This is a genomic window from Pontixanthobacter luteolus, assembly GCF_009828095.1.
GTDB classification, from domain to species: Bacteria; Pseudomonadota; Alphaproteobacteria; order Sphingomonadales; family Sphingomonadaceae; genus Pontixanthobacter; species Pontixanthobacter luteolus.
Map to the genome: position 1 here is coordinate 393,864 of NZ_WTYP01000001.1, position 19,109 is coordinate 412,972.

Annotated in this window: 14 protein-coding genes; 9 read left to right on the forward strand and 5 right to left on the reverse strand. The window is 60.3% G+C overall.

What is annotated here, in order from left to right:
* Positions 1-555 (reverse strand): F0F1 ATP synthase subunit delta, encoded by a 555-nt coding sequence (locus tag GRI43_RS01890; RefSeq protein ID WP_160729410.1) that lies wholly within the window; start codon positions 553-555, stop codon positions 1-3.
* 194 nt (positions 556-749) lie between these two features.
* Here GRI43_RS01890 and GRI43_RS01895 point away from each other — a divergent pair, with 194 nt between their 5' ends.
* Positions 750-1,577, forward strand: a complete 828-nt coding sequence (locus GRI43_RS01895) for a TauD/TfdA dioxygenase family protein (RefSeq protein WP_235903570.1) — start codon at positions 750-752, stop codon at positions 1,575-1,577.
* Here GRI43_RS01895 and GRI43_RS01900 read toward each other — a convergent pair.
* Positions 1,574-3,154 (reverse strand): S1 family peptidase, encoded by a 1,581-nt coding sequence (locus GRI43_RS01900; RefSeq protein ID WP_160729411.1) that lies wholly within the window; start codon positions 3,152-3,154, stop codon positions 1,574-1,576. The genes GRI43_RS01895 and GRI43_RS01900 overlap by 4 nt on opposite strands.
* A 131-nt stretch (positions 3,155-3,285) precedes the next feature.
* Here GRI43_RS01900 and ada point away from each other — a divergent pair, with 131 nt between their 5' ends.
* Together ada and GRI43_RS01910 are read left to right on the forward strand one after the other, a co-directional pair.
* Entirely contained in the window at positions 3,286-4,326 is a 1,041-nt protein-coding gene (gene ada / locus GRI43_RS01905) for a bifunctional DNA-binding transcriptional regulator/O6-methylguanine-DNA methyltransferase Ada (RefSeq protein WP_160729412.1), read from the forward strand.
* A gap of 60 nt (positions 4,327-4,386) precedes the next feature.
* Entirely contained in the window at positions 4,387-5,298 is a 912-nt protein-coding gene (locus GRI43_RS01910; protein WP_160729413.1) for a CPBP family intramembrane glutamic endopeptidase, read from the forward strand.
* Position 5,299: 1 nt separating this feature from the next.
* Here GRI43_RS01910 and GRI43_RS01915 read toward each other — a convergent pair whose 3' ends face one another.
* Genes GRI43_RS01915 through GRI43_RS01925 form a run of 3 tightly spaced genes read right to left on the reverse strand, consistent with a single transcriptional unit; the run spans position 5,300 to position 9,718 of the window.
* Positions 5,300-6,868, reverse strand: coding sequence for a cryptochrome/photolyase family protein (locus GRI43_RS01915; RefSeq protein WP_160730584.1), 1,569 nt, complete (start codon positions 6,866-6,868; stop codon positions 5,300-5,302).
* 35 nt (positions 6,869-6,903) lie between these two features.
* Positions 6,904-7,542 (reverse strand): glutathione S-transferase family protein, encoded by a 639-nt coding sequence (locus GRI43_RS01920; protein ID WP_160729414.1) that lies wholly within the window; start codon positions 7,540-7,542, stop codon positions 6,904-6,906.
* A 10-nt stretch (positions 7,543-7,552) separates the two neighbouring features.
* Entirely contained in the window at positions 7,553-9,718 is a 2,166-nt protein-coding gene (locus GRI43_RS01925) for a primosomal protein N' (protein WP_160729415.1), read from the reverse strand.
* A gap of 58 nt (positions 9,719-9,776) precedes the next feature.
* Between GRI43_RS01925 and GRI43_RS01930 the strand changes: the two genes are divergently transcribed.
* The 6 genes from GRI43_RS01930 to GRI43_RS01955 all read left to right on the forward strand — a co-directional run bounded on the left by GRI43_RS01930 (position 9,777) and on the right by GRI43_RS01955 (position 19,102).
* Positions 9,777-10,466 (forward strand): DUF4197 domain-containing protein, encoded by a 690-nt coding sequence (locus tag GRI43_RS01930; protein ID WP_160729416.1) that lies wholly within the window; start codon positions 9,777-9,779, stop codon positions 10,464-10,466.
* Between the two features lie 70 nt (positions 10,467-10,536).
* Complete coding sequence (gene fsa / locus GRI43_RS01935) at positions 10,537-11,190, forward strand: fructose-6-phosphate aldolase (RefSeq protein ID WP_160729417.1); 654 nt, start codon at positions 10,537-10,539, stop codon at positions 11,188-11,190.
* A 6-nt stretch (positions 11,191-11,196) separates the two neighbouring features.
* A complete protein-coding gene (cobT, locus tag GRI43_RS01940) occupies positions 11,197-13,020 on the forward strand; it encodes a cobaltochelatase subunit CobT (RefSeq protein ID WP_160729418.1) in 1,824 nt (607 codons plus the stop codon).
* A gap of 228 nt (positions 13,021-13,248) precedes the next feature.
* The gene (locus GRI43_RS01945; protein WP_338089994.1) at positions 13,249-13,926 is read left to right on the forward strand and encodes a nitroreductase; all 678 of its coding nucleotides are present in this window, start codon (positions 13,249-13,251) and stop codon (positions 13,924-13,926) included.
* Positions 13,927-14,111: 185 nt separating this feature from the next.
* A complete protein-coding gene (locus GRI43_RS14055) occupies positions 14,112-17,246 on the forward strand; it encodes a CHAT domain-containing protein (RefSeq protein ID WP_160729419.1) in 3,135 nt (1,044 codons plus the stop codon).
* 68 nt (positions 17,247-17,314) lie between these two features.
* On the forward strand, positions 17,315-19,102 hold the full coding sequence (locus GRI43_RS01955; protein WP_235903571.1) for a ShlB/FhaC/HecB family hemolysin secretion/activation protein: 1,788 nt from the start codon (positions 17,315-17,317) through the stop codon (positions 19,100-19,102).
* The last annotated feature ends 7 nt before the right edge of the window (positions 19,103-19,109 follow it).

Below are 19,109 nucleotides of genomic sequence, written 5' to 3' on the forward strand. Positions count from 1 at the left end.
TTAGCCTTTCATCGCGTTCGCGAGGGAATTCAAACGGGTGCGGATCGAGCCGTCAATACGCTTCGATCCAATTGTAACGACGAGGCCGCCCAGAAGGTCCGGGTCGACATCGGCAGAAAGTTTTACGGTGCGACCTTCGCGTGCGGTCAGCTTGTTCTTGAGCGTATCAAGCTGGCTGTCCGTCAGTGCGTGCGCGCTGGTGACATTGGCTGTCACTTCGCCGCGCTGCGCTGCTGCGATGGTTCCGAATGCACGGATCATGCCGGGCAGATCACCAAGGCGGCGGTTCTGCGCGAGCACTCCGAGAAAATTCTGAGTGAGCTCTGTTACGCCGAGCAGGGCAGAAATGCCCCAAACGGCTTTTTCAGCTTCGGCGCGAGTGACCCGCGGGTTGCTGATGAGCATTTGCAGCTCATCCGATTCGCCAAGTGCTGCGTGCAGCTTGTCGAGATCGGATTCGACTGCGCTAACCGTCCCTGCTTCTGAAGCAAGGTCGAACAAGGCAGATGCGTAACGCCCTGCCAGGCTGGCCTGAATACCGGCGGAGTTCTCCACGCGTTTGGTCCTCTTGGGTCCGGAAAATAACGATGCATCAGCCTTGTCTGAAAAGGCGGTGGAATCACGACCTCTGCAAAGCTGGCGCGCCCCTATCATTGGGGATGACACGATGCAAGACGAGTCTATGGACTCTTGTCATCTTCCGCGTAAACTTCTCGCAAGGCGGCTGCTGATCGCCAGAGGAGAGGACCATGAAAACCACACCGATGTCGCCCAATTGCGGCGTAGAAGTCACCGGAATCCAGCTTTCGCAGGTAGAAGGCGAAGCGATGGGTACGATCAAGCAGCTGATTTACGAAAACGGCGTGGCCGTGTTTCGCGAGCAGGAGTTTTCCCCGGAAGAACATATCGCCTTCGCCAAGCGCTGGGGACAGATCGACATCAACCAGTATTTCCCGCTGGAACAGAAATATCCGGAAATCGCGATCGTCCGCAAGAAGGCGGATCAGGAAACCAATATCGGCGGTGCATGGCATACCGATCATTCCTACGACCAGATACCGGCAATGGGTTCGATTCTGGTGGCGCGCACGCTCCCGCCCAAGGGCGGCGATACGCATTTCAAACATATGGGCGCAGCCTATGATGCGCTGCCCGATGATCTGAAGCAGGAGATCGACGGGCTGGAGGCGTTCCACACCGCCGACCATGTATATAAGGAAGACGGGATTTACGCGAAAACTGACATGGGCAGCGAGCTGCGCGGTCAGGATATGAAAACCGGCGCGGTCCACCCGATTGTCATCCGTCACCCGCACACCGGCCGCAAGCTTCTGTATGTGAACAGCTCTTTCACCATCAATATTGTCGGCCGCACGCGCGAGGAGAGCCTGCCGCTGCTGAACCGGCTCTATGATGCGGCGCTGAGCGCGGAGAATGAATGCAAGGTCGTGTGGCAGCCGGGAACGGTCGCCATCTGGGATAACCGCGTCACATGGCACAACGCCATGAACGATTATCAGGGGTATGCCCGCGAAATGCACCGCATCACGCTGAGCGGAGATGCGTTGGCGGCTTAGTCGGTCCTCGCCTCGCACTTGTAGACCAGGCGTTCGTTTGGCTGCTGCGGGAGCATTGCCGTAACCGCGCCCTGCATGTCGCCGAGGCTCGCTGCGGCACCATCGGTTCCGCATTTGGGGGGCGTATATTTGCCGCGCGCCTCGCGGGCGCTGGTCATTGCATTGCGGCTCAGCAGATAGCGGTCCGTGCGGAATTCGCCGGTGACCGGATCATAGCGGTTTACCGATACGGCGTCTTCCTGATTGGGCACAAAGATGCGCGACCAGGTGCCGCCGGAAAATCCGTATTGGGTCCGCTCGTTCACGCAGCCGTCTTCTGCCCAGGTGAATTGCAGTTCCGGGTCGGGCGTACCGGTAACCCGGCTTCGGTCCAGTTGCAGCGTGCACAGCAGGGTGCCTTCACCATTGCTGCTGGCAGGCTGCTTAGCGCCGTCGGAACCATCGTCTTCGTTCATGGCTGCATTGACGCGGCGGTCGATGGCGTCGAGGCCGGGCCGGGTGAACCATAGCGCCAGCGCGGCGATCAGCGCGGCGGCGGCGACCGTGCCGGCAATCATCAGCTTGCGTTCGGTACGGCTATCATGCGTGTCGCCGTCCGTCGCCGGTTCGCCTTGCTGCATCCAGGCCTGCCAAGCGATCACGCCAGCGCCCACCCCGAGCAGGACCAGCAGGAAGGCGAGCGCCATGGTGTTCTCACGCTCTTCCTGAACCGCCTGTTCTGCTTCCAGTTGCACGCGGTCGCGCTTTGCACGCGTTTGTTCCGCTCTTTCGGCCAACTCAGCCCGCGCTGCCGTCTGCTGCCGTTCGATGCGTTCCCGTTCAGCCTCGTCCAGATCGGCAAGGCTACGGCAAGGCAGCGCGTTGACCCGTGCATTGACATTGTTTGCGCGCAGGAACGGCAGCAATTCCTTGGTCGAAACGGCAAAGAAAAACTCCGCATCCGATCCGCCCGAATCGGCGCCGAAACTGTTCACCCCGAGCACGCGCCCGCATCCATCCAGCAGCGGGCCGCCGGAATTGCCGCGTGCGATTGGCGCGGTGTGAAGGATTGTATCGAACTGGCGGCTTGGTCGTGCACCCGAAATGAACCCTCGGCTCTTAACCGGCGGCTGCGAATTGAAGATATCATTCAGATCCAGGCCCTGCGCCTGATCCACATTCATGGGATAGCCGACCGAGGATACTTCGCCGCTGTCGCTGTTGGGATTGCCCGATATGGTCAAAGGCGGGAGGCGCAGGGATCCTGTGATTTCGACCAGCGCGAGGTCGTTTCGCGGGCTGATCGACAGTATCTTCGCATAATTGGCGTCGTTTCCTTCCGAAGGTACGATCCCGATCCGCAATGTATCGTCCTGCGCCGCTTGGGTAACGACATGGGCATTGGTGACAATCCGGGTCGGCGACACCGCAAACCCGCTGCCATGGCTGACCGGGTAAACGTCGGTTCCGTCCGTTCCGATGATTACCACGCGCACGACCCCGCGTGCTGCGGCGTTGATATCGGCAGGGTCCGCAAAACTCGGAGCGGGTATCAGCAGGCCGAACAATGCGGCGCACAGGATCAGGAAACGCTTCATAGGATGCGGGCTTAGGCGAGTGCCTGCATTGACCGCAAGCTTCGGGAAGCGGTCTTGTGCAATTGCCGCTAGCTGGCGGTGACACCCTGTTACTGGATCAGGGGCACAGTAGATGGCATAGGAGCACGGCGATGGACGCGAAAAACCTCACCGATGATCAGCGCTGGCAGATTGCCATGGCTAAGGATCGCGCATTCGACGGCGTGTTTGTAACCGGGGTTCATTCAACCGGAATATATTGCCGCCCATCCTGCCCGGCGCGTGCGCCGAAGCGCGAAAATGTGAAATTCTATGCCTGCGGTGCCGATGCGGAGGCAGCGGGCCTGCGACCGTGCAAGCGCTGCACCCCCGAAACAATCGCCCCGGACGAGAAAGCCGTGCTTCGCTGTCTTGAGGTTTTGCGCTGGAGTGAGAGCCAGGTCTCTCTGGAAAAGCTGGGTACCGTCACCGGATATTCGCCGACCCATCTGCAGCGGCTGTTCAAGCGGGAAGTTGGCTTGTCCCCGGCGGCATACCACCGGGCCTTGCGGCGCGAGCGGGCGAAAGACGCCTTGTCAGTCGGCGACACCGTAACCAATGCCATGTATGATGCGGGCTATTCCGGCCCGTCGAGATTTTACGATGAAAACAAGGAGCGTTTCGGAATGAGCCCATCTGCGTGGCGCGATGGCGGCCGCGATACCATGATCCGCTATGCAATCACCTCCACCAGCCTGGGCGAAATGCTGGTCGCAGCCACCGGCAAGGGTGTTTGCCGCCTGTCTTTCGGAGAGGACAGGGACGAGCTCGAACGGCGTTTCCCCAATGCCGAGCTGGTCGAGGGAGATGCCAGTTTCGCGGACTTGCTGAAACAGGTCGTTGCCGCAGTGGAGCAACCCGGAAACGCGCCGCATATTCCGCTGGATGTAAAAGGTACCGCTTTTCAGGAGGCGGTGTGGCAGCAATTGCGCAAGATCCCTCCGGGGGAAACCCGGTCCTATGCCCAGATTGCGGCTGCGGCGGGTAATCCCAAAGCGGTGCGGGCTGCGGGCAGCGCCAATGGGGCAAACTCTGTTGCGGTGCTGATCCCGTGCCACCGTGTGGTGAGATCGGACGGGGCGATTGGAGGCTACGCCTACGGACCGGAGATAAAGCGCGAATTGCTGAAGCGGGAGCTTGGTAAACGCGATTGACTTGCGCGGGCTTTGCGTATTCTTGCCGGCTTGAATACCGGGCCGCTCAGGGGAAACATCATGCCAGAAACCGTTAATGCTTCGGGAACCGTGCCGACATGGCGCCGGGTGGTTGCGTTTCCGCTGGTTTCGCTGGTGATTGCACTGGGCGCCGCCGTCGGTGTCATCCTCGGGTTTGGATGGCTGGTCACGCGGCTGCCGGATACCGGGCTTAGCGATGCTGCGATGATGGGGCTGACCGCCGTGATTGCGGTTCTGCTGATGTTCGCCTTGAGTAAGGTCTTGCTGCGTCATCTGGGCGAAATGCCGCGCGATGATTTGCCATTAAAGGGGGCGGGGCGCGATACTTTGTTCGGCTTTCTCGGTGCGGGGTGGCTGATGACAATGTGCGTCGGTGTGGCCTTTATTCTCGGCGCCTACACCATCACCGCCTGGGGCGGATCGACCAGTGCGCCGCTGATCCTGTTTCAGGCGGGGCTTTTCGCCGGGTTCGTCGAAGAAGTCATCGCCCGGGGCATTATCTTCCGTTTTCTGGAGGAGTTCGCCGGAAGCTGGGCCGCGCTCGTCATCTCTGCGCTGGTTTTCGGTTTCCTCCATGCAGACAACCCGAATGCAACATGGTTTTCCTCGCTCGCAATCTCGATTGAGGCAGGCATCCTGCTCGGCGCTGCTTATATGTATACCCGTAATCTGTGGCTTGCGATTGGCCTTCATGCCGGCTGGAATATCGTGCAGGGCTACGTCTGGGATGTACCGGTTTCCGGCAATCAGGTGGACGGGCTGGTTGAATCGCAGATGAGCGGGCACCCGCTGATATCGGGCGGTGCATTCGGGTTGGAGGCATCTGTAATTGCGCTGGTTATTGCGACAACCGCTGGCGTCTGGTTGCTGCGCGAGGCCATGAAAAAGGGCCACGTAATCCAGCCCCGTTGGGTCCGAAACCGGAAGGCCCGTCAACCAATTTCCGAATAGGTTAATCCCCCGCCCAGCCGCTTTTGGCCGGCGTAAGCGTGCGCAGAAACGCGTCGGCAGTATCCAGATAATCCTGCTGTTTGTCTTCGCCCATGCGGTCCCAATTGGCATAGATGCGCCCAATCCGGTGGTTGCTTTCCAACCTGTCGCGGTGGCGGTCCATGAAATGCCAATAGAGCGAATTGAAGGGGCAGGCTCCATCGCCGGTTTTCTTGCTGGCTGAATAGGCGCAATCCTTGCAGTAATCGCTCATCTTGTTGATGTAATTCGCGCTGGCCGCATAGGGCTTGCTCGCCAGTTTACCGCCATCGGCATACAGGATCATCGCCGCGACGTTGGGCAATTCCACCCATTCATACGCGTCTGCGTAGACCACCAGGAACCAGTCCTGCACTTCACGCGGTTTGATCCCCGCCAGCAATGCGAAATTGCCCAGTACCATCAGCCGCTGGATGTGGTGTGCGTGCGCGTTCTCGCGGGTTGAGCGGATACAGTCTGCAAGGCAGCGCATATCCGTTTCGCCAGTCCAGTAAAATTCGGGCAAGCCGCGCTGCGCATTCAGGGCGTTCGCGCTTTCTAGGTCGGGCATATGATGCCAGTAAAAACCGCGCACATATTCGCGCCAGCCGATCAATTGGCGGATGAACCCTTCTACCGCATTCAGCGGCGCGTCCCCGTTTCGGTATGCGTCTTCTGCCCGTCTGCACAATTCCATCGGATCAAGCAGCCCGAGATTGATCGAAGTGCTCAGCATGGAATGAAACAGATCATCCTGCCCGTGGACCATCGCATCCTGATAGGTGCCAAAATCGGGCAGTCGTTCTGCGAAGAATGCATCGGCAGCGGTTTCCGCCTCGTCGCGTGTCACGGGCCATTGGAAGCGGCCGAGATCACCGAAGTGGTCCGGGAATTCGGCCTCTACCAGATCCATCGCTTCGCGGGTGATCTCGTCCGGCTCTGGCTTGGGCCTTGCGGGGGCGGACATCCCGTCCTTGGGCGGCGCACGGTTATCCTTGTCGTAATTCCACTGCCCGCCAGCGGGTTTGCCGTCATCCATCAGCAGACCGGTCTTCTTGCGCATTTCCTGATAGAAGTTTTCCATCCGCAGGGTTTTGCGGTCCGCCGCCCAATCGCCGAATTCTGCAATCGAGCAGACGAAACGGTCATCGGGCAGAATTTCCACCTTGCAATCAAACTTGTCCGGCCATTCCTCAATCGCTTGCTGGACGCGCCATTCGCCGGCCTCGACAATATGGATGGCGCGCGGATTGTGCCGTTCGGCCGCACGGGCGACCTCTCCGGTGAAGCTGCCCGCGTTGTCCTTGTCGGTCAGCCTGGTGTAATCGACCGTCCACCCCGCATCGCGCAATTCCTGCGCGAAATGGCGCATGGCAGAGAAGATCAGTACGATCTTTTGCTTGTGATGTTTGACGTAGGTTGCCTCGTCCCACACCTCCATCATCAGGATGACGCTGTCGTCCTTCGTCCGGCCGCGCAGCGATGCGAGCGTACGGGTCAGCTGGTCACCCAGCACGGGAACCAGGATCGGGCCTGTGTTTTGATCTGCCATGCCCGTCCAATGCACGAACGGCGCGGCAGTGCCCGTCAGGTCAGGTGCGGGGGTATTCCCGGTTCGCATTTTTCCCAGGCACGCTTGTAGGCGTCACGTTGGCCAATGCGCTGGAGATAGGCGGCTGTGTTGGGCATTTCGTCCAGCGTGGTGTCACGGAACATGCGCGCGGTGGTGATGCAGTAAACCATCATGATATCTGCCAGCGTCAGCTGCGATCCGCCGAAGAATTCCGCCTCGCCCAGACGCTGTTCCACCATCGTCCATGCCTTTGCCGTGCGGTCCGCGACGAATTCGGCGGGCATCGGGTTTTTCGGTTCCGCCATGGACAGCATCAGCTGCATCATGCCGTTGGTCATGAAGGTGCCGTTGGTAAAGTGGAACCAGAACAGATGATCGGCAAAATCGGGATGGCTAACATCCAGGCAGTGTTTCGCAGCGCCATATTTGCGGTCGATATATTCGCAAATAGCGCCACTTTCGCCCAACACCAGGTCGCCATCCTGAATGACCGGGGCGATCCCCATCGGATGCAGCGCCTTGTATTCGTCAGGTGCCAGCCGGTTATCTTCGCGCCGGCTATAACGTTTGTATTCGTAATCGAGGCCAAGCTCTTCGCAGAGCCAGACGATGCGTTCCGATTGCGAGATACCAAGGTGGTGGACGGTCAGCATAGTAGGCTCCTTAGACGAAACTGTAGGGGTCGATATCGACGCTTACGCGAACTCCGCGCGGGAAGTCGAGGGCGCCGAGCCAGCTTCGGATAATATCCTGAACCTGCGCGCTGCGGCGGGCGTTGATCAGCAGGCGGTAGCGGTACCGGCCGCGCAGCAATGACAGGGGGGCGGGCGCTGGCCCCAATATCATGACGTCCTGAATGTTCGGCCTCGTTCCGCCAATGGCGCGGGCCGCCTCTTTCGCCTCTGCTTCGTCTTCGCTCGACACGATGATGGCGGCCCAGCGGCCAAACGGCGGCGCGCCCGCATGACGCCGTGCATCGGTTTCCGCCTCGTAGAAGGCGTCGCGGTCGCCGTCGGCCAGCGCGGCGATCACCGGCGCATCGGTATGGCGGGTCTGAATGAATACCTCGCCCGGCTTGCTGCCGCGTCCCGCGCGTCCGGCCACCTGCGCGACCTGCTGATAGGTGCGTTCGGCAGCGCGCAGATCGCCGCCTTCAAGCCCCAGATCGGCATCGACCACCCCGACAAGGGTCAGATCGGGAAAGTGGAACCCCTTGGTCACCAGCTGAGTGCCGACGATCACGTCGATCGCCTTCGCCTCTGCTTGCGCAACAAACTCTGCGGCTTTTTCCGGCGAGTTAAGTGTATCGGAAGTCGCCACCGCCACACGCGCTTCGGGCATGATTTCAGCGACCTCGTCGGCGATGCGCTCCACCCCCGGCCCGCAGGCAACAAGGCAGTCGGGTTCACCGCAATCGGGGCATTTATCGGGCTGGGCGGTTTCGTGTCCGCAATGATGGCACGCCAGCCGGCGGGTAAACCGGTGTTCGACCAGCCAGGCGCTGCAATTGGGGCATTCGAACCGGTAACCGCAATTGCGGCACAGGGTCAGCGGGGCATAGCCACGGCGGTTGAGGAACAGCAGCGATTGTTCGCCTTTTTCGAGGCGGTCCTGCAACGCTTCCACCAGTTCCGGCGCCAGCCAGCGGCCCTTTTCCGGCGGGTGCTGGGTCAGGTCGATCGTGGAAATGGTGGGCATGGTGGCCCCGCCGAAACGGCTGGGCAGTTCCAGCCGTTCATAAATTCCGCTCTCTGCCATCTGCAGACTTTCCAGCGCAGGCGTAGCACTGGCCAGAATGATCGGGAATTTCTCGAACCGGGCGCGCATCACCGCGACATCGCGGGCGTTGTATCGGACGCCTTCATCCTGTTTGAAACTGATCTCGTGCGCCTCGTCCACCACGATCAGACCCAGATTGGCATAGGGCAGGAACAGGGCAGACCGCGCGCCGACAACCACCTGCGCTTCGCCGCTGGCAATCGCGCGCCATGCACGGCGGCGCTCGGTCGATTTCAGGCTTGAATGCCAGACGATAGGTGCCGCCCCGAACCGGTTTTCAAAACGCCTCAGGAATGCCTCGGTCAGGGCGATCTCCGGCAACAGAACCAGCACCTGCCGATTGTCGCGCAGTGCAGCTGCAACCGGTTCGAAATAGGTTTCGGTCTTGCCCGATCCAGTCACCCCGTCGAGCAGAAACGGGGCGAATTGCCGCGCCTTAACCGCATCGGTCAGTCGGTCTGCCACTTGCTGCTGGTCATCGGACAGCTTGGGTTGATCGTGATCGGCACGCGCCTTGGGGTAAGGGCGGTCGATATTCACCTCGACCGGTTCCAGCACCCCCTGATTGACCAGCCCGCGCAGCACCGCGTCGCTGACGCTTGCCATTTCAGCCAGTTCGCGGATGGTGGCCTGTTCATTCTGCAGCGCGTCCATCGCCACTGCGCGCTGCGGGGTCATGCGTTCCGGTTCGCTGCCCGACAGCCGGTATTCGGTCATCGTCGTTGGCCCGCGCATTGCCCCGCCGGATGACAGGACCATGCGCGCGACCGAGGCGAGGGACGCGCAATAATAATCGGCGGTCCATTCGATCAAACGGCGCAGTTCCCTTCCAAGCGGGGGAACCGGCAGGGCCTCGATGATTGGTCTCAGCTTGGCCTCTGGAACCGGGTTTGCCGGGAGGCGTTCTTCCTCCCACACGATGCCGATGATCTGGCGCGGACCGAGCGGGGCGACAACCACCGATCCGTATTCGACCTTCATGCCCTTGGGCACCTTGTAATCAAGGGGGCCAAGTGCAGCATTGAATATGATGAGGCGGACGCGGTTCATAATAGGCACTCAATATGGGACGCTTTACAGTGCCGGGACAAGGTGAGGAGACAGGGAAATGACCGATTTGTTGAATACAGCTGCAAGCAGGCGCGCATTTATGGCGGGGGCGGGCAGCGTCGGCCTGGTCACGCTTTCCGGTTGTGCCAGCCTGCCGGGTTTCGGTTTTACCGATGCCATTCGCCGGTTGCTGCTGCTTTCCAGCGAGCGCGCTTTTGCCCGGCTGACCGCCGATGGCGGGTATTGGGATCAGCAGGTCGGGATGATCGGGCTTGAGAACGTGATGGGCACGCGCGGCAATATCCTTGCCAGCATTCTTACCTCGACCCTGTTCAAATCGCGGCTGGAAGATGCGTTTGCCGACCTTGCGATAGAGGGGGCGGAGCGGGCTGCACCGATTGTGGCCGATGCGGTCCGGGTGATTGGGATTCAGGCCGCCGAACAGCTTGTGCGCGGCGGGCCGACCGCGGCGACATCGTTCCTGCGCGGCGAAATGGGCAACAGCCTGGTTGAGGCGATGGTGCCGGAACTTGGCGATGCGATCAGGCTTGCCAGCGACCCGGTAATCGGACGGGCCATTGCGCAGCTTTCCGGCGTCGACGTCGGCGGAGTTGCAAGCCGATTCTCCGGCCAGATCAACGACGCAATCTGGAACGAAATGGGGATCGAGGAAGCGGCGATCCGGCGCGACCCGCAAAGCACCAACGATCCGCTGATCATCGGCGTGTTCGGACTGGGCAATCTTTGAGGCGAACCCCTAGCCGCTGGCCGCTGCATTGTTTAAGGCCACCGGGAATCGCAAATCCGGAGCACTGTTCATGAAATTCTTCGCCGACACCGCTGAAATCGACGACATCAAGGAGCTGGCCTCGACCGGTCTGCTCGACGGCGTAACCACCAATCCGTCACTGATCGCAAAATCCGGCCGTGATTTCATGGAAGTGACCCGGGAAATCTGCGGCCTGACCGACGGCCCGGTCAGCGCAGAAGTCGTCGCGCTCGATCACGAAACCATGATGAAAGAGGCAGAGGTCCTGCGCAAGATCGCGGACAATGTCTGCATCAAGGTACCGCTGACGATCGATGGGCTGAAAACCTGCAACGCACTGACGCTGGACGGCACGATGGTGAACGTGACGCTGTGCTTCTCTGCCAACCAGGCGTTGCTTGCGGCAAAGGCCGGGGCGACCTTCATTTCGCCGTTCGTCGGACGGCATGACGACAATGGATCGAACGGCATGGATCTGATCCGTGACATCCGCCAGATTTATGACAATTACGATTTCGAAACCGAAATCCTGGTCGCATCGGTGCGCCACGCTACCCACGTGCTGGAAAGCGCGCTGATCGGCGCGGACGTGATGACCGCACCGCCTGCCGTCATCAAGGGTCTGTTCAAACACATCCTGACCGACAAGGGCATCGAAGGGTTCCTTGCTGACTGGGCCAAGACCGGGCAATCGATCGTCTGATAAACCTTGGCTGACCAGACTCCTCTCGACCAGTTCAAACAGGCGCTGACCAGCGCCAGCCGTGCGCTTGCGCGTGAGGCGGAAGTGGAAGTTGCGTGGAGCGCGGACAGCCCGACTTCCAGCGGCAAGAATTTCCGCGTTCCTCTACCGGGCCGCAACCTGCCGCCTGAACAGGCTGCCGAGGCGCGCGGTTTTGCCGACAGTTTCGCACTGAAGCTGCGGCATCATAACGAAGCAAGCCATACGCGAAATGCGCCGGTCGAGCCGCTGGCCCGCGCGGTGTACGATGCCGCAGAGCAGGTCCGCTACGAGGCGCTGGGAAGCAACAATTTCAGCGGGATAGCGGAAAACCTTGATGCGGCGATTGAACTGCGCGTCGCATCAGATCCGATTTCGCGTGCACAAAATCCTGCGGATGTTCCGGTCCAGACGGCTCTGTCGCTGATGCTAAGAGAGGCGCTGACCGGAAAGCCGGTTCCAAAACGTGCGGCAGCGGGCGTCGATATGGTGCGCGGTGCGATAGAAGAAAAGATCGGCGGCGATTTCGAGGCGCTGGCGCTTTCGCTTGATGATCAGAAGGCGTTTCAGTCGCTTACGCTCGACATGTTGCGTCATCTCGAACTGATCAAGGAAGACGAATCCCCAACCTCCGATGACGAGGATGGCGAGGACGACCAGGGCGAAGACGAAGATCAGCAGGACGAAAACGAAGACGAGTCCGAAGGCGCTGATCCGCAGACCACGGAAATGGCTGGCGAAGCCACCGAGGGCGAGGATAGCGGCGAAAGCGAAACCGAGCAGACTTCCGATGAGGAAATGAGCGACGGGCAGGCTGGCGACGACGGCGAAGAAGGCATGATGCCGGTGCGCCCGAACCGGCCGTGGACCGATATTCCCGGCGATTTCGACTACAAGTATTTCACCAACCGTTTCGACGAGGAAATCGAAGCGCCGGAGCTGTGCGACACAGAGGAACTGGAGCGGCTGCGTGCGTATCTCGACAGCCAGCTGACCGGTTTGCAAAGCATCGTGACCAAGCTCGCCAACCGCCTTCAGCGCCGCCTGATGGCTCAGCAGAACCGCAGCTGGGATTTCGACCAGGAAGAAGGGCTGCTGGATGCTGCCCGTCTGGCCCGCGTCGTCACCATGCCGGGCCATTCGCTCAGCTACAAAGTGGAACAGGAAGTCGAATTCAAGGACACCGTCGTCACGCTGCTGATCGACAATTCCGGTTCCATGCGCGGCCGGCCGATCTCCATCGCAGCGATCAGCGCGGATATTCTTGCGCGGACACTGGAACGCTGCGGCGTGAAGACCGAAATTCTCGGGTTCACGACACGCGCGTGGAAGGGCGGACAAAGCCGAGAGGCATGGCTGGCCGATGGCAAGCCTCCGCATCCGGGCCGCCTCAATGATCTGCGTCACATCATCTACAAAAAAGCTGACGAACCTTGGCGCCGCGCGCGCCGCAATCTCGGCCTGATGATGCGCGAAGGGCTGCTGAAAGAAAACATCGATGGCGAGGCGCTGCTGTGGGCGCATCAGCGCCTGCTCGGCCGGCCCGAGGACCGCCGTATCCTGATGGTAATTTCTGACGGCGCACCGGTGGACGATTCCACGCTCAGCGTGAACACTGCGGGCTATCTGGAACAACATTTGCGCAAGGTGATCGAGTGGATCGAGAAGAGTTCCCCGGTCCAGCTCGCCGCGATCGGCATCGGCCATGACGTGACCCGCTATTACAAGAAATCGGTGACGATCATGGACGTGGAACAGCTCGGCGGCACGATTATCGAACAGCTTGCGGGCTTGTTCGAGGTGGAGAGGTGAGACCGTTGCGCTCTAAGGAGATTGCCTTCAAGGCATTGATCCATGACTTTGCCGATGAGCTCGGCATCGAGTTCAAGATGATCCACGAGACGTCGCCTCAAGATTACTTGGCTTACCTGCGACGAAATTATTCGACCGATCAGAATTGGCATTCAAAGTTACCGCATCGAGAGACCATCGAGCGATGGTGGGACGAGGAGGTAGGAAACTTAGCATGGTTGGAGACGCATGATGCTGGTCAGCAAAGCTATTGAATCCCGCCGCTCCGTCCGCGCGTTCACCGATCAGTCGGTCGATCGCGACACCCTCACCCGCGTGCTCGAAAAGGCGCAGCGTTCGCCGTCGGGTGGCAATGTCCAGCCGTGGAATGCCGTCATCCTGACCGGCGAGCCGATGCAGGCGTTGTTCGACCGGGTGGCGCCGCAATTTTCCAAAGGGCGCGCGGGGCTGAAGCCCGAATACGATCTCTATCCCAAAGACCTCGACGGGATTTACGAGGAACGCCGATTTGGAGCTGGCGAGGATATGTACGCCTCACTCGGCATTACGCGCGAGGATAAGGCCAAGCGCCTCATGTGGTTTGCCAACAATTTCCGTGCCTTCGGTGCACCGGTGCTGATGCTGGTCCACACGCCTCAATACATGGGCCCGCCGCAATGGAGCGATATCGGAATGTGGTTGCAGACGATCATGCTGCTGCTGCGCGAAGAAGGGCTCGATAGCTGCGCGCAGGAAGCCTGGGCCTTTTACAGCCCGCAAATTCGCGAGGTGGTGGACATTCCCGATGACCATATCTTCTTCTGCGGAATGGCTATCGGCTACAGAGACCCGGATGCCCCGGTGAACCAGTTCGCTGTGAAACGCGCGGCGCTGGACGAATCCGTGCGCTGGCGCGGTTTCGATTGAACATTCGCCAATAAAGGCGAGTGGCCCGATTTTACCGAATGAATTCCGGAAACTGACGCATATTTCCTAGGCCCGAAGCGATGGCTGGGCTAGGCTTCCCCCAACAGAACAGAAAAACGGTGTCGCGCCTATAATGGCTGATCAATCAGATCTGCCTGCAAAGTTCCTTGGGGAGGGGGCGACACGTGCGTAATCGCAATAACAGAATCCTGGCGAGCTTGTACGCAGCAGCGCTGATCCCGGCGGGGTTCGCACTGCCTGCATATGCGCAGAGCGGGCCGGTACTTCTTCGCGATTCATTCCCGATCGGTGATGGCGGCGGTATCCTATGCCAGGTTCAGGACCGCAGCGTCGAAAACCCTGCGAAACGGTCGATGTTCGACCGCGCCTGGGCAGTTGTCTGCCGCGATAGCGCACAGCCGGTTTCCCAGATTTATGCCTTCCGGTCACTCAGCGGCGATCCGGTCCAGGCCATTGCTGGCCAGCGAAGGCAGGAAATTGACTGTTCCGCACAAACCACGGCCGCCAACCCGGGCGTATTCGGTGGCAGCCGCACGGTGTGCAAGGTCAGCGGGACTAGCCTTGACTGGTCGATTATCACTCTCGTTCGCGGCGATACGACCTACATTGCTGAAGGCTTTGCCGCCTATGACAGCGCATCGCATTTGGCGTTGGAATCGATTCTCGACAACCGGATTGCAGCGGGCACGATCGACGCTGCATCGACATCGGTTGCGGATCCGCTTTCATTCGCTCGTGTTCAGGCCGAAACGCTGAAGCCTGAGCAGGCGCTGGCAGAAGGGTACCGGCGCAATCTGGGCGGCGAATATGCAGAGGCGTCTGCATATTTTGAGACGCTGCAACAGCGGCTGGCCGGCGAAGAAGAAATCAACCCGGGTGAATTCCTGGTCAACCGTGCGCTTCAGAAAAGCAATCTTGGCGAATTCGGGGAAGCAAATCGCCTTTTCGCACAGGCAGAGGAACAGACCGCCGCCAACCCGGTCACCAGCCGCCTGCAGCGCAATTTCGAAGCAATCCATTTGCTTAACCAAGGTTTCCATGCGGAAGCGATCGACCGACTGGATCGCGCGCTGGATGGCGGTGCATTGGGCGCTGCGCAGATGGACGGGCGCTTGGCGATAACCCTGCCACTGTCTGCACGGATCAATCAGGGCGGGTCGGGCGGTCCTCTGCTCGGGTTCGTGGATGAGCTGAAACTGACGCCGGAGGAGCGTGCCGAAATAATCGACGCACAGGCGCTGCAATTGCGCGGAACCGCGCTACGCCTGATCGGTGAAACTGAAGAAGCGCGGTCATCGTTTCTGGCGGCGTACGGCAGAGCAATCGCGGTTCGTGATGGGCGCGTGGTATCGATCACACGCCTGCGCTCCCAAGTTCTGGGAGAGCTGGCCGCAGTTGAGGAAAGCCGCGGCGAATTTGGCGCTGCCGAAACCTATCTGCGCAACGGTCTGGCTATATTGGAGGTCCAGTATCCCGAACGCCGCGCGGTCAGCGGGGCACAGGCACGGCTAGCCTCGTTCCTGCTGAGGCGGGGCCGCGAAAGCGAGGCGCTCGATCTCTACAAGACCGTGATCGACCGCGCCGTGGGCAAACGGGATGCAGTGACCGGTTTCGTCAACCAGTTGGCACCGTACTATACGCTGCTGGCTCACCGTGTGGCGGGTGATCCCTCAGCTGCCGAAGATTTCTTCAAAGCGACGCAGGTTCTGGTCCGGCCCGGTGTTGCCGAGACGCAGGCGATTCTGGCCCGAGAACTGAGCGCGAAATCAGATGATGGCGCGCGCCTGTTCCGGCAGGCGATCAGTCTGGACCGGGATATCGAACGTACGCGCATCCGGTATCAAACGCTGCTTCGCGCCGAACGGAATGCGGCTGTCGAGCAGGAACTGGCCGAGCTGTCGCAGCAGGTTGATGCGCTGGAGCAGCAGCAGTTGCTGACCCAGGCTGCACTCAGCGATTACCCGCAATACCGCGTGGTATCCCCCCGCTCGACCGAGCTGAGTGAATTCCGCGATACTCTGGAAGAGGGCGAAGCCTACGCGCGGCTTGCGATAGTCGGCGGAGACGTATTCCTGTTTTATGCTGACAAGCAGACAGCGAAATCAAGCAAGCTGGACCTGACGGAACAGGATCTGGATTTCTATGTCGATATGCTGCGCGGCTCGATTTCGATTTTCGAGGCCGGACAATACGTGACCTATCCTTACGAAGTCGGCCTCGCCTACGAGCTTTACGGCAAGATTTTCGGCTCTGTCTTGGCAGAACTGGAAGGTATCGATCATCTGATATTCGAACCGGACGGGGCGATGCTGCGGTTGCCCGTCGATATCCTTGTGACAGATGCTGCATCGGTCGCCGCATATGGCCAGCGTTCCGCACGTGCGGACGGTGACGTGTTCGATTTCACGGGGGTCAATTGGCTCGCCCGGGACCGCCGCGTCAGCACCGCCGTATCGGCGCAAGCCTTCGTCGACGCGCGAAAGGTGGAACGGTCTTCCGCCAGCCGCGAATATCTCGGCATGGGCGAGAATGTGGCTATCGGAAACAATCCGTCACCGGCCATTCGTGCCGTCCTGGCCGGCGGCAGTGACAATTGCGGCTGGGATGCTGCGGTGTGGAACGCGCCGATCGACGATACCGAGCTTGTGACGGCTCGAAGAATTGTCGGCGAGGGGCAGTCCGAACTGATGACCGGGGCAGATTTCACCGACGTCCTGATCAGGGAAAAGGATGATCTCGACGATTTCCGTGTGTTGCACTTCGCGACCCACGGGCTGGTCACGCCGCCCAGTCCGACATGCCCGTCGAAACCTTCTTTGCTTACCTCTTTCGGTGGGAGCGATTCAGACGGGCTACTTTCATTCGAAGAGATCTTCGCGCTCAATCTGGACGCCGACATCATCATCCTTTCTGCCTGCGACACCGCAGGTGAGGCAAGCATCGAGGCGACGCGCTCAGCTGGTGTTGCGACAGGCGGGGGGACTGCGCTCGACGGTCTTGTCCGCTCCTTCATCGGTGCCGGTGGGCGCGCGGTGATGGCGAGCCACTGGCCCGCACCCGACGATTACGACGCGACCGAGAGGCTGATGAGCGAAATGTTTCGTGCAGGTCGCAGCAATTCGATCGGCCAGGCGCTGCGCCAGTCGCAAGCCGCTCTGATGGATAGTCCTGACACTTCGCACCCCTATTACTGGGGCGGCTTTGCAATCATCGGCGATGCGGCTCGCCCGCTACTGTCCGATCAGCTGGCTGCGGCAGACGAGGCTGCCGGTGATCCGGACACAATGGTGGGACAATGATCGCAATGAACACCGCCAAGGGCGCCCGGGGCGCCGAGCAAACCCCGAGAAAGACTGATGGAACTTCGATGATTGCTCTCAGCCGCAAGATCTACCGCATGTCCTTGCCAATCATCGCGATTGGCGCATGGTCCGGCACCGCCGCCGCGCAGGTGGTGAGTCCGACGACCCGTGAAGAAATCCAGCGTGACCGGCTGGAGCAGGAACTGCGCACGGAAGGGCAAGCAGTCGCCGTGGACGGCGTGATCGAGCGCGCACCTTGCCCGCTGGCGAACGAACAGTTTGCCGATCTGCGCTTCACCCTTTCGGAGGCCCAGTTTACCGGGCTCGGCGCGATTGATCCCGGCTTGCTTACGCCCGCCTATGCCGGTTTCGTCGGCCAGGAAATGCCCGTCTCGGCCATATGCGACATTCGCGACCGGGCGGCGGCTCTGCTGCGCGAAGCGGGGTATCTCGCCGCGGTGCAGGTGCCGGTGCAGACCATTGACGGCGGCGTAGTCAGGTTTGATGTGATTGCGGCCCGGATGACTGCGGTACAGGTGCGCGGCGATGCTGGCCCGTCAGGCAAGCTTCTGCAGAAATACATCGACAAGATTGCAGCCCAGCCGGTGTTCAATATCACTGAGGCTGAGCGTTATCTTTTGCTGGCCCGAGATATTCCCGGGCTTGATGTCAGGCTGGTCATGCAGCCTGCACCGGCAAATGGAACCGCGCAGCCGGGCGATGTGGTCGGGATTTTCAATGTCGACCGCACCCCTGTCTATGCCGATGCAAATATCCAGAATTTCGGTTCGAAGGCGGTTGGCCGGTTCGGCGGGCTGCTGCGCGCACGTTTCAACGGCCTGACCGGTGCCGGCGATGAAACCACGCTAAGTGTTTATTCGGCAGAAACACCATCAGAACAGATCGTAGTGCAGGCGGGGCATGAATTTCGCCTTGGCAGCGAAGGTTTCACTGTTGGCGGCAACGTAACCTATGCATGGTCGGAACCCGATATCGCAGGGCCGGACCTGTTCGAATCTGACAGTTTTATCGCTTCGGTTTACGGCACCTATCCGTTCAAGCGGACGCAGACGTCCAACTTCTTCGGCACGGTCGGCTTCGACTTGGTCGATCAGGATATCGACTTTTCCGGACTGCCGCTCAGCAAAGACCGGCTGCGGGTGATGTATGCGCGGCTCGACTTCAACAGCGTCGATGAACCGAGTGTCCGCGGGGCGGGCGGTTATTCATCGATCGAACCGCGTTTTGCCCTCGCCGGATCGATCGAAGTCAGGCAGGGTTTCGACCTGTTCGGGGCAAGCGATCCCTGCGGTCCGGCATTCGTCAATTGCGCGCAGCCGGGCGTGGTTCCGCCATCCAAGCTGGACGGTGACCCAACCGCGTTCGTCATCAGGGGGCAGGGGCAGGTTGATTATCGGCCGGCACCATTGCTCAAGTTTTCGCTCAAGCCGCGCTTCCAGTATTCGCCTGATGCGCTGCTCAGTTACGAGCAAGTGTCGGGCGGCAATTATACTGCTGGTCGCGGGTTCGATCCCGGTGCGGTAATTGGCGATACCGGTTTCGGCGGGCAGTTTGAAATCGCCTACGGTTCGCTGGTGCCAGAAACGCCGGATGGCATCGCGTGGCAGCCCTATGCTTTCTTCGACCTGATGTCGGTCAGCACCAAGAACGTGCCGGGCGATCCGCAGACCATCACCTCTGTCGGCGGCGGCCTGCGTACGACCTTGGGCCGGACCGCCTATCTCGATATCTTTGGCGCGGTTCCGTTGAAGCGCGCACCTTTCCAGACTGAGCGGGGCGATGTCCGGTTGCTCATGACCCTTTCGGTGCAGTTGGGGGCGTGGAACCGATGACCAGATC